The sequence below is a fragment of the Amycolatopsis sp. NPDC004079 genome (assembly GCF_040610415.1).
GTDB lineage: Bacteria > Actinomycetota > Actinomycetes > Mycobacteriales > Pseudonocardiaceae > Amycolatopsis > Amycolatopsis halotolerans.
Genome location: NZ_JBEXMH010000024.1, coordinates 1 through 14,855, shown reverse-complemented (window position 1 = coordinate 14,855; position 14,855 = coordinate 1). Strand labels below are relative to the sequence as shown.

Below are 14,855 nucleotides of genomic sequence, written 5' to 3'. Positions count from 1 at the left end.
CGGCGCGGACGGCTCACGGCGTGACGTCCAGTTTCGCCGCCGCACGCAGCAAACCCGGCGTCAGTCGCGAAAGGACCAGCGCGACCTTCGCCTCCGGAGTGGACGGTTGGATCGCGACGTTCTTCTCCACCGCACGCAGAATGTCGCGCGCCACTCGTTCCGGACCGAAATTGCGCCGAGCGTAGAGCTTCGACGATTCTTTCTGCCGCCGTTTCTCCTCGACCTCGTCCACGCCGACGAACTTGGTGGTGCTGGTGATGTTGGTATTCACCAGTCCCGGGCACACCGCCGTGACACCGATTCCCTCGGCCGCCAGCTCCGCGCGCAGGCCATTGCTCAAAGCGAGCACCGCGGCCTTCGTGGTGCCGTAGGCGGTGAGAATCTTTGACGGCAGATAAGCCGCGGCCGACGCGAGGTTCACGATCTGCCCGCCCTCGGCGCGCTCCTTCATCATCGGCGCGAACGCGCGGCAGCCGTGGATCACGCCCCACAGGTTGACGTCCACGACCTTCTCCCAGTCCTCGATCGTCGTGTCGAGGAACGGACCGGACATGCCGATCCCGGCGTTGTTGACCACGATGTCCGGCACGCCGAACTCGTCGCGCACCTGCGCGGCGAACCGGGCGACCGCCTCGCCGTCCGAAGAGTCCACTGTGTACTCACCGGCGTCGACTCCGCGCTCCCGCACCAGTTTCGCGGTTTCCGCGGCCGAATCGCCGTTGATGTCGCTGACGACCACGTCGGCGCCTTCGGCCGCGAACGCCAGCGCGGTCTCCCGGCCGATCCCGCTGCCCGCACCGGTCACGACCACGAGACGATGCGCGAAGCGACCGCTGGAGCCGCCGACCCGAGCCCGCCGCAGCGCCCGGGTTTCCTCGCCGGTTTCCACCGACGCGATCAGTTCCACGGCCGCGGAAGCGACCACCGCGGGCTTGGTCCGGGTGATCCAGTGCGACCCGATCACACGCCGGACGTGCAGATCCGGCACCCAGCGTTCGACCTCGGTCTGCAGCGGCGCGGTGACGTACGAATCGCCGGTCGGCGCGAGCACCTGGACCGGGATTTCCGCCGGACGCGGCTGCGGCCGGGACAGCCGCGGCCCCATGTTCGCCCGGTACAGCTTGAGGCCGTGCACCCCGTCGGCCGTCTTCGGCGACGTCTCGGCAGGCTCCAGCTTCCGGATCATCGTGCGCATGATTCCGGTGCGCCACAACAGTTCCGGGATCAACGGCACCTGGAACGCGACGATGTAATACGAGTGCAGGAACTGCCGCAGCGCGTGCCCGAGGCGACGCGGGGTCGGCCGGGTCAGCTGGTCGCGGAACCACGCCCCCGCGTGATCGAGACTGGGCCCGGAAAGCGAGGTGTACGAGGCGATCCGGCCGCGCAACTGGTCGCCGGTGACCGCGTGCCAGGCCTGGATCGAACCCCAGTCGTGCGCCACGAGGTGGACCTTGCCGACCGGCTGCACCTCGTCGACCACCGCGGCGAGGTCGTCGGCGAGCTGGTCCAGCCGATACGCCCGGCGCGCTCGCGGTTTGTCGGATTCGCCCGCGCCGCGCACGTCGTAGACGACCACGCGGTGCTCGCGACGCAGCTCCTCGGCGACGCCGTCCCACATCGAGCTGTTGTCCGGGTATCCGTGCACGAGCACGACCGTGGGCCCGTCCGGGTTGCCGCTCACCCGGACCGAAAGGCGGACTCCGTCGCTGGCAGTCACCTGCTTGTGAGACATCTTGTCATGTTAGACAACTTGTCAACAGCGGACTGCGTGGTTCCACGGGAAACCAGCGTGTCCACCGTTCGGTGGACAGCCGGATTCCACTGCCCGGACGTCCCGCTCACCGGCCTTCGCGGCGCACTCTTGACGACATGAGCACAGCAGTGCGAGTGCGCGGACTGCGCAAGGAGTACCCGGGCCACCTCGCCGTGGCCGGGATCGATCTCGACATCCACGACGGCGAGGTGTTCGCCCTGCTCGGGCCCAACGGCGCGGGCAAAACGACCACCGTCGAGATCCTGGAGGGGCACCGGCAGCGGACGGCGGGGGAAGCCACTGTCCTCGGCGAGGACCCGGGTACCGCGGGACGCGCGTGGCGCGCCCGCCTCGGCATCGTGTTGCAGACGGCCACCGACGCGGCGGAACTGACCGTCGCGGAGACCGTGCGGCACTTCGCGAAGTACTACCCGAACCCGCGGGACCCGGAAGAGGTGATCGACAAGGTCGGCCTCACCGCGAAGGCGGGCGCGCGGGTGAAGTCGCTGTCCGGCGGGCAACGCCGCCGCGTGGACGTCGCGCTCGGCATCGTCGGCCGTCCGGAACTGCTGTTCCTCGACGAGCCCACCACTGGATTCGACCCGGAGGCACGGCGGCAGTTCTGGGCGCTCATCGACGGACTCGCCCACGAGGGCACCACGATCCTGCTGACGACGCATTACTTGGACGAGGTCGAAGCACTGGCTGACCGGCTCGCAGTGCTTGCCCGAGGTTCGGTCGTCGCGGAGGGGACGCCGGCGACCCTCGGCGGCCGCGAACGCGCCGAAGCCGTCGTGCGGTGGCAAGACGAACGCGGCAGTCACGAGGAACGCACGCAGTTCCCGACAAAGCTCGTCTCGCAACTCGCTGGCGAGCAAGGGGAACTCGCCGGACTCACCGTGACGCGCCCCAGCTTGGAAGACGTCTATCTCGACCTGATCGGGGAAAAACCATGACCACGACCATGGCCGTGCCGGGCACGTTCAGCCTCGGCCTCGCCCGCGGCGCGCTCGAACTGCGGCAGTTCTTCCGCAACCGCGAGCAGGTGGTGTTCACCTTCTCGCTGCCCGCGGTGCTGATGATCCTGCTCGGCTCCATCCTCGACGGACCGACCGCGCAGACCGGGGTGTCGTCCGGGCAGCTGCTCGCCGCCGGGATGATCGGCGCGGGCATCGTGTCGACGTCGTTCAACAGCGTCGGCATCGGCATCGCCGCGGACCGGGAAATCGGTGCGCTGAAACGATTGCGCGGCACGCCGATGCCCGCGGCGGCCTATTTCGTCGGCAAGATGGTCATGGTCGCGGTGACCAGCGTGGCGCAGACCGTCCTGATGGGCGCGGTGGCGATGCTGATGTTCCATCTCGAACTGCCGTCCGACCCGGCGAAGTGGCTGACCCTGGTCTGGGTGCTGCTGCTCGGGATCGTCTCCTCGACGCTGCTGGGCATCTCGATCAGCTCGGTCGCCCGCTCGGCGACCGGAACCGTGGCGCTGGTGCAGCTGGTGTACTTGGTGCTGCAGTTCATCTCCGGGGTGTTCGTCACGCCGATCACGCACCTGCCGAGGATCATGGTCGACGTCGCGTCGTTCTTCCCGCTGAAATGGATCTGCCAGGGCTTCCGCTCGGTGTTCCTGCCGCCGGAGGCCGCGACCCAGGAGATGGCGGGGACATGGGAGCTTCCGAAGGTGGCGCTGGTGCTGGCGGTGTGGTGCGTGGTGGGCCTGGTGCTCGCGAGGGTGACGTTCCGGTGGACGAACGAAGCGAAGTGACCCAGGACGACGCGTGGCAGCGGTCGTTCTGGTCCTGGGAGGTGATGTTCGCGGTCGCCTACGCGGCGACCGCGGTCCTGGTGCTCGTCAATGACGGTTCGGCAGCCGCGAAGATCGTGGCCGAAGCCGCGCTGGGCGCGATCGCCGTCGGGTATCTGGCTGTGGGACGGCGCGTCGTGCACGGCGAGGACAACGAGACCACCCGGGTCGTCGCGGCGGTGGCGCTGATCGCGTTGAGCGCCACCGCCATTCTCGCGACCACCGCGGCGAGCTTCGTGCTGTTCCTCGCTTGCCCGCTGGTGTTCATGCTGCTGGAGCTGCGCCCCGGGATCGTCGCGACGACACTGCTAATCCTGCTCGAACCCGTCTCCGCAGTGGTGAACGGCGGCTGGGACAACCAGCTGCTGTCGGTCCTGCTGCCGATGACCGCGATCCTCATCGTCTTCAGCGTGCTGGCCGGGAAGTTCACCAGCGACGTCCTGCGGCAGAGCCGCGCCCGCGCCGAACTGATCCGCGAGCTGGAATCGAGTCAGGCCGAGGTCGCCCGGCTGTCGCGGGAAGCGGGCACCGCCGCCGAACGCGAACGGCTGGCGCGCGAAATCCACGACACCCTCGCCCAGGGGTTCACCAGCATCATCACGCTGACCCAGGCGATCGAGTCCGAACTGGACACTGATCTGTCCACAGTGCGCAGACATCTCGCGCTCGCGGGCCGTACCGCCCGCGAAAATCTCGCCGAAGCCCGTGCGATGGTCGCCGCGCTCGCACCGTCCGATTTGGCCACTGGCTCGCTGCCGGAAGCCGTGCAGCGTCAGGCGGATCGGCTCGCCGAGGAGCTCGGTATTCCGGTTGAGTGCGAAGTGGACGATGCCCTGCCGCCACTGTCCACTGCGGTCGAAGTGGTGCTGCTGCGCGCGGCGCAAGAGGCGCTGTCGAACGTGCGCAAGCACTCAGGCGCGACGCTCGTCCGCGTGCGGCTGTCCGCTGTGGACGGAGCGATACGGTTGCGGGTAGCCGACAACGGGTGCGGCTTCGCCCCGGACGCCGACGGAACCGGATTCGGGTTGCGCGGCATGCGTTCGCGGGCCGAGCAGGTGGGCGGCACGCTGGAAGTGCGGACCGGCGCGAACGGCGGCACCGAACTGGAACTGGAGGTGCCCGCGTGATCACGATCATGCTCGTCGACGACCATCCCGTGGTGCGCGAAGGACTGCGCGGCATGCTCGAAGCCGAGGACGACCTGACGGTGGTCGGCGAAGCCGGTTCCGGCGACGAAGCGGTGGCGCTCGACCGCGTGAAACAGCCCGACGTCATCCTGATGGACCTGCGCATGCCGGGCCTCGACGGTGTCGGCGCGATCCACGCGATCCTCAAAGAGACACCTGCCCGCCGGATCGTCGTTCTCACCACTTACGAGACCGACGCGGACATCCTGCGCGCGGTCGAGGCCGGCGCGTCGGGATATTTGCTGAAGGACGCGTCGCGCACCGAATTGGCCGGTGCGATCCGGGCCGCGCATCGCGGTGAGACCGTGCTGGCGCCGTCGGTCGCGGGCAAGCTCGTGCACCGGATGCGGAACCCGACGCCGGCCTCGCCGCTGTCCGCGCGCGAGGTGGAAGTGCTGCGGCTGGTCGCGAAGGGCCGCACCAACGCCGAAATCGGCCGTGAGCTGCACATCGGCGAGGCGACGGTGAAAACGCACCTGCTGCGGGTGTTCTCGAAGCTCGGCGTCTCCGACCGCACGGCGGCGGTGACGACGGCGCTGGACCGGCAACTGCTCGGCTGAGCCGCCCGGGCAGAATGACGCCCATGCTCGACTCCACCGAACTCGCCCTGTACCGACGGCTCGCGCAGGAGCAGTCCGTCAGCCGCGCCCCGTCCCTGCTCGCCGCTGTCGTGCGGGGCGGCGAGGTCGTCTGGTCCGGAGCCCGCGGCCGCGTCGGCGACCAGCGCCCGGACGACGACACGCAGTACCGGCTGGGGTCGATCACCAAGACGATGATCGCGACCGCGGTCATGCGGCTGCGCGACGAGGGCAAGCTCGACCTCACCGATCCGCTGGAACGGCACCTGCCGGGCACCGCGTTCGGCTCGGTCACCATCGCGCAACTGCTGTCGCACGCCTCCGGCCTCACCTCGGAATCGCCCGGCCAGTGGTGGGAGCGCGCGCCCGGCGCGGACTGGGCGGCGCTCGTCGCGAGCCTGGAAAAGGGCGCGACGAAGCTGCGTCCCGGCGCCAAGTTCCACTACTCGAACGTCGGCTACGGCGTCCTCGGCGAGCTGGTCGCCCGGCACCGCGAGCGGCCCTGGTACGACGTCGTGCGCGACGAAATCCTTACCCCGCTGGGCATGAACCGCACGACCCCGCACCCCGACGGCGCGCACGCCGAGGGATTCGCCGTGCACCCGTTCGCCGACGTGCTGATGCCCGAGAAGTGGCCGGACGCGGGCGCGATGGCCCCGGCGGGCCAGCTCTGGTCCACGATCACCGACCTCGGCCGCTGGACGTCGTTCCTCGGCGGCCACACCGGCGACGTGCTGTCCGCCGACACGGTCGACGAAATGCGGACGATGAACACCGTCGACGACACCGAGGTGTGGTCGACCGGGTTCGGCCTCGGCCTGATGGTCGTGCGCTACCAGGGCAGGCACCTGGCCGGGCACACCGGCTCGATGCCCGGCTTCCTCGCCGCGACCCTGGTCGACCCGCGCAGCGGCACCGGCGCGCTGTGCCTCGCGAACTCCACCGGCGGCGTCGGCATCACGCAGCTCTGCCTGGACCTGCTCACCACCGCCGACGACCTCGAACCCGCACTGCCCGACGAGTGGCTTCCGTCCACTGTGGACCCGGAGCTGCTCGCACTGACCGGCCTGTGGCACTGGGGTCCGTCGCCGTACTTCCTGCGCGTGCAGGGCGACGGCCTGATCTCGCTGAACCCGGCCGCCGGAGCCGGACGGGCGTCGCGCTTCCGCCCCGAGGGCCCGGACACCTGGATCGGCCTGGACGGCTACTACGCGGGCGAAACGCTCACCGTCGGCCGCACCGCGGACGGGACGGCGAACCACCTGAACCTCGCGACGTTCATCTTCAGCCGCACACCGTACGACCCAGCCGCGCCGATCCCGGGCGGTCTGGACGAGGGCGGGTGGCGCTAAGTCACCCCGCTTCGGCCCTGGACGCCGGTCTCCTCGGCGTCCAGGGCCGAAGTCCCACTGAGCGGTATCCCCGTCCAGCTTCGCGCGGACCCCGCGCATTGGTCCCTTCGGCCGCACCCTGCCCCGTGGCCACCACCACAACGGCGCGGCGAGAAGCGCGGCGGCGGGCACGACCGCGAAAACGGCTGAGCCGAACTCGCTCGCGTCCGGCGGTTCGATGAAAAACCCGGCGACGACGAACCCTGCGAAGGTGGCGGAAAGAGCGAACAGCGGCCACCCGCCGGGCGAACCGCTCCCGTCGCCACGGCACGAGACCCAGCGGCCAGCCCGACTGGGAGGCCGATCAGCGCAGTCGAGTCCCACGGGTGCGCCAACGCCGTCAAGGCGAACAGCGCAACCCATCCCCAGCGCGGCCGGTAACCGTGCGTTTCCGTCACGATTCCACATGTCGGACACCCGCCAACCGCCGTTACCTGCGTTGTCCCGACCTGAGAGACTAAGCACATGACCGACGCTGAGTTGACGATCCCAGCAGACCTCAAGCCGGCCGACGGCCGCTTCGGCTGCGGACCCTCGAAGGTCCGCGAAGAGCAGCTCGCCGCCCTCGCCCGGTCCGGTTCCACCTACCTCGGCACCTCGCACCGGCAGAAGCCGGTCAAGTCGCTCGTCGGCCGGGTGCGCGCCGGGCTGTCCGACCTGTTCTCGCTCCCGGACGGCTACGAGGTCATCCTCGGCAACGGCGGGACGACCGCGTTCTGGGACGCCGCCGCGTTCGGCCTCGTGCGCGAGCGCGCCCAGCACTTCACCTACGGCGAGTTCTCCTCGAAGTTCGCGACCGTCACGAACAAGGCCCCGTTCCTCGGCGAGTCGATCGTGGTGAAGGCCGACCCGGGCAGCGCGCCGGAAATCGCCTACCAGCAGGGCGCGGACCTCGTCGGCTGGGCGCACAACGAAACCTCCACCGGTGTCGCGGTGCCGGTGCGGCGTCCCGAGGGCAGCGACGGCGCCCTGGTCGCGATCGACGCGACGTCCGGCGCCGGCGGTCTTCCGGTCAAGGCCGAGGACTTCGACGTCTACTACTTCGCGCCGCAGAAGTCGTTCGCGTCCGACGGCGGGCTGTGGATCGCGCTCGCCTCGCCCGCCGCGATCGAGCGGATCGGCGAGATCGGCGGCGGCGACCGCTGGATCCCCGAATTCCTGTCGCTCACCACGGCGCTCGACAACTCGCGCAAGGACCAGACCTACAACACCCCCGCCGTCTCCACCCTTTTCCTGCTCGCCGAGCAGATCGAGTGGATGAACGGCCAGGGCGGCCTCGACTGGACCACCTCGCGCACCAAGGAATCCTCGACCCGGCTGTACGAATGGGCCGAGAAAACCTCGTACACCACGCCGTTCGTGACGAACCCGGACCTGCGCTCGCAGGTCGTCGGCACGGTCGACTTCGCCGACGAGGTGGACGCCGCCGCGGTCGCGAAGGCGTTGCGCGCCAACGGGATCGTCGACACCGAGCCGTACCGGAAGCTGGGCCGCAACCAGCTGCGCGTCGGCCTGTTCCCGGCGATCGACCCGGACGACGTCACGAAGCTCACCCAGAGCATCGAATACGTCGTGGAACGCCTGGGCTGAACGAAAAACGCCCAAACCGCCCCGCCTGCCGTCCGGCTCGCGGGGCGGTTCGCGTTGACGACCACTCGTTCGTGACACACCGTGGTCGGCGTGTCACGGCTCTGCCGGATAACCGCGGCCGCGAAAATGGCCAGGAAAGTGTCGTCGGATTGAGTTCGGATGGGTGAGGCGTCGGCGCGCCTCGCACGTCAAGCCGACGCGCCGTTCTAACGTGGGCACCCACAAAGGTGAACACCGGGGAGGCGAGAAATGCGGGCGTTGCGGGTGGTCGGGCTGCACGAGGACGGGAAGTCCCTCGTGCTGGAGGACCCGGCGAGCCGTACCCGCTTCCTGCTCCCGGCCGACGAGAGACTGCGTGCGGCGGCGAGGGGGGACATAGCCCGGCTGGGCCAGATCGAGATCGAGTTGGAGAGCCAGATGCGGCCACGCGAGATCCAGGCGCGAATCCGCGCGGGCGAGTCCGTCGAGCAGGTCGCGAGCAGCGCGGGCGTCTCGACGCAGCGGGTGGAGCGATTCGCTTATCCGGTGCTGCTCGAGCGGTCCCGCACGGCGGAGCTCGCACAGTCGGCGCACCCGGTCCGCGAGGACGGGCCCGACGTCCAGACGCTCGGCGAGGTCATCGCCTACGCCTTCGGCGTCCGCGGTCACGACTACAACCAGGCAACCTGGGACGCCTGGCGCGGCGACGACGGCAAGTGGGTCGTCGTGCTGCGCTGGAAAGCCGGCCGCTCCGACAACCGCGCGCACTGGTCGTTCTCGCCCGGCGCGCACGGCGGAACGGTGCACGCGCTCGACGAGAACGCCGAAGTCCTGCTGAACCCGAACTCGTACGTGGCCCCGCGCACCGTGCGCGCGCTGGCTCCCGCTCGCGATTCGGTGGTGCAGCCGACGCTCGACGCCGTCGAGGAGCCGCGCGCCATCGAAGGTCCGGACGAGGGCGACGACGAGACCCGCGAGATCCCGCGCGTCCCGGGCGAGTCCGACGGCGACGAAGCCGAGCAGCCGCGCACGAAGGCGAAGAAGAACCATCCGATCGTGCCGTCCTGGGAGGACGTGCTGCTCGGAGTCCGCACCCAGCGCGGCTGACCGCCTGGACCGCTTCAAGCGCCCCAATGTGGCATTGGTTGCGTCCCACGCACCCAATGTGGCATTGGTTGCATCTGACGCACCCAATGCCACATTGGGGCTTTCTCAGCAGCGAAGGTGCGGTCCCGGCGGATGTGGCGCTGCTCAGAAGCGCTCGGTCCGGTCAGCCGTCCAGCAGGGCGGCCAGTTTCTTCGGGGCCACGTGCCGATAAGCCTCACGCACGATCTGATCCACCTCGACCCAGTCGACGTCCACGTCGAGCCGTACGCCGAGCCACCCGCGCACTCCGACGTAGGGCGGCCGGAAAAACCGCTCGGGCTCGGTACGCACCAATTCCTCCTGCACCCCGGGCGGCGCCGGGCACCAGAACGCGAGCCGGTCGTCGTGGTGCTGGTCGGCGAACATCACGAACGTCTTGCGCCCGCGAACGAACCACGTCGGTTCGCCGTGGCTGAGCCGTTCGGTAGCTTCGGGCAGGGCGAGGCAGAGGGCGCGCAGCTTGTCGAGCGGAGCCATCGGCTCAGTATCCGCGAGTCAGAACACCGTGGCCAGCACGCCGATCCACGCCAGCACCAGCCCGCCGCCCGCGCCGTACACCGCCCAGCGCAGGATCGGCACCTTCCGACCCAGCCACAACGACGGTGCGACCCCGCCGGTAACCACCAGCGACGCGATCAACGCGAGCCACGTGCTCGTCTCCCGCGCGAGCGTCCCCGCCAACGCGAGCATCGCCACGATCACCACAGCAGCCGCGAACGCCGACACCGTAAGCCCGGTGAACCAAGGCGTCGGCTCTTCCGGCGTCGCGGCCCGCGCGGGCTGATCCGGGCGCGGCGGCGGCTCGACCACCGTCTCCACCCCGGTCACCGGGTCGACAAAACGCACCTCGGTGCCCATCACCGCGGCCAAGCGCGCGGCAAGCTGACGGCCGCGCTGTGACACGACCGCACCGGCGACATCGGCGTCCGTCTCGGAACGCGTCACCGCCGACGCGACGCGCGCCCACTCGTGCAGGTCCTGCGCCAGGTCGGCGCCGATCGCGAGCCGGCGCGGGTCGACCTCGCGCGCGTGTTCGCCGCCCGGCCCGGCCAGCACCGCCTGCTCGCCGCGGATCCGCAGCTCCATGTGCCCCTCCCCGCAAGAAACGTGCCGGGGGTCACTCTAGTGGGGCGGCCCCCGCCGAGACTTCGTGGAACGCGATCGCCGCGGCCGTGGCGACATTCAGCGAGTCGACGCCGGACACCATCTCCACGCGAACCGCGACGTCCGCGGCCTCGATCGCCTCGTCGGTCAGCCCCGGCCCCTCCGCGCCGAGCAGCAGCGCGACCGGGCCCGGCACCTTCTCCCGCAATCCGCGCAACGGCACGGAATCCGCGCGCGGCGTGAGCGCGGCCACCGTGAAACCCCGTGCCCGCAGCACATCCAGCCCGCCGGGCCAACTGTCGAAAGTCGCGAACGGGACGCGCAGCACGTGGCCCATCGAAACGCGCACGCTGCGCCGGTAAAGAGGATCCGAACAACCTGGACCCAGCAATATCCCGCCGACGCCGAGCGCGGCCGCGTTGCGGAACAGCGCGCCGAGGTTTTCGTGGTCGCCGACGCCTTCGAGCACCGCCAAAACCTGTGCGCTGTCCACGATTTGGGAGACCGTCGGCGGTTCCGGGCGGTCCGCGACCGCGAGCACGCCGCGATTGAGATGGAACCCGACCACGTCGGCCATCGTCTCCGCCGACGTCACATACGCGGGCACGTCGACGGCCGCGAGTTCGTTCTCCAGTTCCCGCAGCCGTCTCTCCACGCCGAGCAGCGCTCGCACCGGATAGCGCGAAGCAAGCAGCCGCCCGACCACGACGGTTCCTTCGGCGATCACCAGCCCGCGCCCGCCGGGGCGGTCCGGGCGACGGTCCGCTGTGGACAGGTCGCGGAAGTCGTCGAGGCCCGGATGCGCGCGGTCCTCGGTGAAGATCAGTTGAGCCACATCGGACAGTCTCGCACTCGCCCGAACCCGCGCCGACTGGTCCGAACGCGTGGCGCCATTTACTGCAAACGGTCTATTTTCGCGCAGGGTCAACTTCCGGTGACGGAGAGCACCAGTTTGGCCGCTAGCCCATCGCCACCCGCTGTGCGACGGTGGTCTGCCTGGCGTACTAGCCGCCCAGACCACTGCGGACAGCAGCCAAGGAGCGCGTCGAACAATGGGTACGGATCTCTCGGCACACCCCGGCCGGCTCGACCGCGGACGGTACCGCCGGAAGGTCCAGCGCTGCCTGGACACCCTGGCGCGGATGCTCACCGACGGCAGCTTTTCCTTTCCCCGCAAGAACATCGGCCTCGAAGTCGAGCTGAACCTGGTGGACGGGCAGCTGCGTCCGTCGATGACCAACTCGGTCGTGCTGGAGGCGCTCGGCGACGACGCGTTCACCACTGAGCTCGGCCAGCACAACCTGGAACTCAACGTGCCGCCGCGCCCGCTCGCCGGGGATTCCGCGCTGCGACTGGAAGAAGACCTGCACGCCTACCTCGCGAAAGCCGGGGAAAGCGCGGCGCACACCGGCTCGACGGTGGCCATGATCGGCGTTCTTCCGACGCTGCGTCCGGAACACTTCGACCAAAAGTGGCTTTCCCACAAAACGCGCTATTCGTCGCTGAATGACGAGATCTTCGCCGCGCGCGGCGAGCGGATCGCGCTCGCGATGGACGGCCCGGCGCTGCCCGGAGCCCAGCCGGAACGGCTGCGGCACTTCGCGGAGTCCATTCTCCCGGAGGCCGCTTGTACTTCGGTCCAATTACATCTGCAGGTGGCCCCGGAGGAATTCGCGGCGCACTGGAACGCCGCGCAATGCCTGGCCGGCGTGCAGATCGCGGTCGCCGCGAACTCGCCCTTCCTGCTGGGCAAGGCGCTGTGGCACGAAACCCGGATCCCGTTGTTCCAGCAGGCCACCGACACCCGGCCGGAGGAGCTGAAAAATCAGGGCGTCCGGCCGCGGGTGTGGTTCGGCGAACGGTGGATCACGTCGATCTTCGACCTGTTCGAGGAAAACGTCCGCTATTTTCCAGGTCTACTGCCGGAGACTGATCTCGAGGACCCGATCGAGGCGCTGGAATCCGGGCAGGCGCCGAAACTTTCCGAACTCCGGCTGCACAACGGAACAATTTGGCGATGGAACCGGCCGGTGTACGACGTCGTCGACGGCCTGCCTCATCTGCGCATCGAAAACCGCGTGCTGCCCGCCGGCCCGACCGTCGCCGACATCGTGGCCAACGCGGCGTTTTTCTACGGCGCGCAACGCGCATTGGCCGAGCAAGAACGGCCGGTCTGGTCGCAGATGTCGTTCCAGGCAGCGGAAGAAAACCTGTACGAAGGCGCGCGAAAGGGCTTCGACGCGCAGCTGTACTGGCCCGGCATCGGCTGGATCCCGCCGGACGAGCTGGCGTTGCGCGTGCTCCTGCCGCTGGCGCACGAAGGACTGCGCCGTTCGGACGTGTCCGACGAGGCCCGGGTGCGCTACCTCGGCATCATCGAACGCCGCTGCCTCGCCCGCCGCAGCGGCGCGACCTGGCAGCGGGACTACGTGCTGCGCGCGCACGAGCGCGGGGCCGACCGCGAAACCGCGCTCAACTGGATGCTGCGGCGGTACCTCGAACTCTCCGCGGAAGGCGAGCCGGTGCACACCTGGACGCTCGACGACTGAACCGTTTTGCGCCGTCCCTTAAAGTGTTTCGCACGGGAAGGGGTGGCGCGAGTGCCGAAGGTGCTGGGCGGTTCGCTCGAAGCGCACCGCCGCGAAGTGCGGTCACGGGTGTTCGACGTCGTCCGCGCGCAGCTGTACGAGCGCGGCTTCGACGCGATCACGCTCGCCGGTGTCGCCGCGGAGGCCGGGCTCGGCCGCACCGCGATGTACAACCACTTCCCGGACAAGGAAAGCCTGCTCGTCGCCTTCGTGGAGGACGAGGCCGCGCGGTACGTCGAGCGGCTGCGCGCGGCGGTGGACGCCGAAGCCGACCCGGTCGCCCAGCTGGCCACGTTCGTCCGGCTGCAGCTGCGCGTGCTGGCCGAACACCATCTCCCGCCGGGCACCGCGCTGGAGTCCGCGCTCGCACCCGCGGCGTATCAGCGGATCAGCGCGCACGCCGATCCGATCATCGAACAGCTGCGCTCGGTGCTGCTCGCGGGAGTCGACGCGGGCAGCTGGCCCGCGCAGGACCTCGCGGTGGTGGTCCCGATGATCACCGCCGCACTCGGCAGCCGCCAGGTCATCGATGTGCCCGCTGACCAGCTGGAAGACGCCATTGAAGCCGCCGTGCGCTTCGTCCGGCGGGCGGTCGGTTCGAGTGAAAACGGTTGATTTTAGGGTAGCCTAAGTGCGGATCGTGGCCTACAGTTCTTTCTGACAGCTTGTCATAAAGAACGTCGGAGGCCTTTGATGACGGTGACCGCGGACCTCGAAGCCAGCCCGTTCTCCGGACAGCTGCGCGCGTCCACGAGGACAGTGCACGACAAGGCCAACCACTCCACGTACATGAACGCGCTGCTCGGCGGCGAGCTGACACTGGCGGGCTACGCGGCACTCGCCACCCAGTACTACTTCATCTACCAGGCCATCGAGCGCGCCGGCGATGCGATGGCCGGCGACCCGGTCGGCGGCGAGTTCGTGTTCGAGGAGCTGCGGCGGCTCCCCGCGCTGGAACGCGACCTCGCCCATCTGATCGGCCCCGGCTGGCGCGCCGAGATCGCCCCGCTCGCCGCCACCGAGGCCTACATCGCACGGATCGCCGAGGCGTCGCGCTGGTCCGGCGGCTTCGTAGCGCACCACTACACGCGCTACCTCGGCGACATCGCGGGCGGCCAGATCATCCGGCGGCTGCTGGAGAAGAAGTTCGACCTCGCCGAGGCGGGCACGCTCTTCTACCGCTTCGACGAGATCGGCAGCGCCCCCGCGTTCCGCGACCGCTACCGCGCGAAGCTCGACGAGGCACCGTGGAGCGAGGACGACCGCGCCCGGGTGATCGACGAATCCGTGGTCGCGTTCGAGCACAACGTGGCGGTGTTCGACGAACTGGCCGCCGACCTCGCGCAGTACCGCGACCCCTCGGCATGACCCGGGTCACAGCCGGTTGACCTCCACCTAGCTTGAAGTACGAGGCTCGGTTTCAGAAGGCTCCCGCGAGGGAAGCCGCCAAGCAAAACCGCGCGTCGACCAGAAGGAGGGCCCCATGGCCCGGTACGAGCTGCCCGAACTCGATTACGACTACGGCGCTCTCGCGCCCTACATTTCGGGCGAGATCAACGAGCTGCACCACAGCAAGCACCACGCGACCTACGTGAAGGGCGCGAACGACACGCTGGACAAGCTCGCCGCCGCGCGCGAGGCGGGCGATTTCGGGTCGATCGTGGGCCTGGAGACGACGCTGGCGTTCAACCTGGCCGGGCACGCCAACCACGTGGTGTGGTGGAAGAT

At 69.4% G+C, this 14,855-nt stretch carries 14 protein-coding genes and 1 pseudogene; 11 read left to right on the top strand and 4 right to left on the bottom strand.

Annotated elements, in window-relative coordinates; genetic code table 11:
• Positions 1-13: 13 nt before the first annotated feature.
• Entirely contained in the window at positions 14-1,720 is a 1,707-nt protein-coding gene (locus ABZX37_RS24145) for an SDR family oxidoreductase (protein ID WP_354743242.1), read from the bottom strand.
• A gap of 152 nt (positions 1,721-1,872) precedes the next feature.
• Here ABZX37_RS24145 and ABZX37_RS24140 point away from each other — a divergent pair, with 152 nt between their 5' ends.
• From ABZX37_RS24140 to sepH, 7 genes are all read left to right on the top strand, one after another.
• Entirely contained in the window at positions 1,873-2,712 is an 840-nt protein-coding gene (locus tag ABZX37_RS24140; RefSeq protein ID WP_354743034.1) for an ABC transporter ATP-binding protein, read from the top strand.
• Positions 2,709-3,524 carry an ABC transporter permease gene (locus ABZX37_RS24135; RefSeq protein ID WP_354743033.1) on the top strand — a complete coding sequence of 272 codons (816 nt, stop codon included), beginning with the start codon at positions 2,709-2,711 and terminating at the stop codon, positions 3,522-3,524. Before ABZX37_RS24140 ends, ABZX37_RS24135 begins: the two co-directional genes overlap by 4 nt.
• 44 nt (positions 3,525-3,568) lie before the next feature.
• Positions 3,569-4,690, top strand: a complete 1,122-nt coding sequence (locus tag ABZX37_RS24130) for a sensor histidine kinase (protein ID WP_354743240.1) — start codon at positions 3,569-3,571, stop codon at positions 4,688-4,690.
• A complete protein-coding gene (locus ABZX37_RS24125; protein ID WP_344288366.1) occupies positions 4,687-5,310 on the top strand; it encodes a response regulator transcription factor in 624 nt (207 codons plus the stop codon). Before ABZX37_RS24130 ends, ABZX37_RS24125 begins: the two co-directional genes overlap by 4 nt.
• 23 nt (positions 5,311-5,333) lie before the next feature.
• The gene (locus tag ABZX37_RS24120; RefSeq protein WP_354743031.1) at positions 5,334-6,680 is read left to right on the top strand and encodes a serine hydrolase domain-containing protein; all 1,347 of its coding nucleotides are present in this window, start codon (positions 5,334-5,336) and stop codon (positions 6,678-6,680) included.
• A gap of 504 nt (positions 6,681-7,184) precedes the next feature.
• A complete protein-coding gene (gene serC / locus ABZX37_RS24115; RefSeq protein WP_354743029.1) occupies positions 7,185-8,309 on the top strand; it encodes a phosphoserine transaminase in 1,125 nt (374 codons plus the stop codon).
• 249 nt (positions 8,310-8,558) lie between these two features.
• Entirely contained in the window at positions 8,559-9,395 is an 837-nt protein-coding gene (sepH, locus tag ABZX37_RS24110) for a septation protein SepH (protein WP_354743027.1), read from the top strand.
• A 163-nt stretch (positions 9,396-9,558) separates the two neighbouring features.
• Here sepH and ABZX37_RS24105 read toward each other — a convergent pair whose 3' ends face one another.
• From ABZX37_RS24105 to ABZX37_RS24095, 3 genes are read right to left on the bottom strand one after another with little or no spacing between them, the layout of a single operon-like run.
• Positions 9,559-9,912, bottom strand: a complete 354-nt coding sequence (locus ABZX37_RS24105) for an MmcQ/YjbR family DNA-binding protein (protein WP_354743025.1) — start codon at positions 9,910-9,912, stop codon at positions 9,559-9,561.
• 18 nt (positions 9,913-9,930) lie between these two features.
• A complete protein-coding gene (locus ABZX37_RS24100; RefSeq protein ID WP_354743023.1) occupies positions 9,931-10,521 on the bottom strand; it encodes a DUF2537 domain-containing protein in 591 nt (196 codons plus the stop codon).
• A gap of 31 nt (positions 10,522-10,552) precedes the next feature.
• On the bottom strand, positions 10,553-11,374 hold the full coding sequence (locus ABZX37_RS24095; RefSeq protein ID WP_354743021.1) for an RNA methyltransferase: 822 nt from the start codon (positions 11,372-11,374) through the stop codon (positions 10,553-10,555).
• A gap of 217 nt (positions 11,375-11,591) precedes the next feature.
• Between ABZX37_RS24095 and ABZX37_RS24090 the strand changes: the two genes are divergently transcribed.
• The 4 genes and pseudogenes from ABZX37_RS24090 to ABZX37_RS24075 form a co-directional block, all read left to right on the top strand.
• On the top strand, positions 11,592-13,088 hold the full coding sequence (locus tag ABZX37_RS24090) for a glutamate-cysteine ligase family protein (RefSeq protein WP_354743019.1): 1,497 nt from the start codon (positions 11,592-11,594) through the stop codon (positions 13,086-13,088).
• Positions 13,089-13,139: 51 nt separating this feature from the next.
• Positions 13,140-13,742 (top strand): TetR/AcrR family transcriptional regulator, encoded by a 603-nt coding sequence (locus tag ABZX37_RS24085; RefSeq protein ID WP_354743017.1) that lies wholly within the window; start codon positions 13,140-13,142, stop codon positions 13,740-13,742.
• A 78-nt stretch (positions 13,743-13,820) separates the two neighbouring features.
• The gene (locus tag ABZX37_RS24080; RefSeq protein ID WP_354743015.1) at positions 13,821-14,495 is read left to right on the top strand and encodes a biliverdin-producing heme oxygenase; all 675 of its coding nucleotides are present in this window, start codon (positions 13,821-13,823) and stop codon (positions 14,493-14,495) included.
• A 115-nt stretch (positions 14,496-14,610) separates the two neighbouring features.
• A pseudogene (locus ABZX37_RS24075) lies at positions 14,611-14,855 on the top strand (superoxide dismutase); the annotation flags it as partial.

What these genes read in the sequence shown, in the direction of transcription:
- ABZX37_RS24140 (WP_354743034.1), top strand. Translation starts at nt 1,873, where the DNA reads ATGAGCACAGCAGTGCGAGTGCGCGGACTGCGCAAGGAGTACCCGGGC.
- ABZX37_RS24135 (WP_354743033.1), top strand. Translation starts at nt 2,709, where the DNA reads ATGACCACGACCATGGCCGTGCCGGGCACGTTCAGCCTCGGCCTCGCC.
- ABZX37_RS24130 (WP_354743240.1), top strand. Translation starts at nt 3,569, where the DNA reads ATGTTCGCGGTCGCCTACGCGGCGACCGCGGTCCTGGTGCTCGTCAAT.
- ABZX37_RS24120 (WP_354743031.1), top strand. Translation starts at nt 5,334, where the DNA reads ATGCTCGACTCCACCGAACTCGCCCTGTACCGACGGCTCGCGCAGGAG.
- serC (WP_354743029.1), top strand. Translation starts at nt 7,185, where the DNA reads ATGACCGACGCTGAGTTGACGATCCCAGCAGACCTCAAGCCGGCCGAC.
- sepH (WP_354743027.1), top strand. Translation starts at nt 8,559, where the DNA reads ATGCGGGCGTTGCGGGTGGTCGGGCTGCACGAGGACGGGAAGTCCCTC.
- ABZX37_RS24105 (WP_354743025.1), bottom strand. Translation starts at nt 9,912, where the DNA reads ATGGCTCCGCTCGACAAGCTGCGCGCCCTCTGCCTCGCCCTGCCCGAA.
- ABZX37_RS24100 (WP_354743023.1), bottom strand. Translation starts at nt 10,521, where the DNA reads ATGGAGCTGCGGATCCGCGGCGAGCAGGCGGTGCTGGCCGGGCCGGGC.
- ABZX37_RS24090 (WP_354743019.1), top strand. Translation starts at nt 11,592, where the DNA reads ATGGGTACGGATCTCTCGGCACACCCCGGCCGGCTCGACCGCGGACGG.
- ABZX37_RS24080 (WP_354743015.1), top strand. Translation starts at nt 13,821, where the DNA reads ATGACGGTGACCGCGGACCTCGAAGCCAGCCCGTTCTCCGGACAGCTG.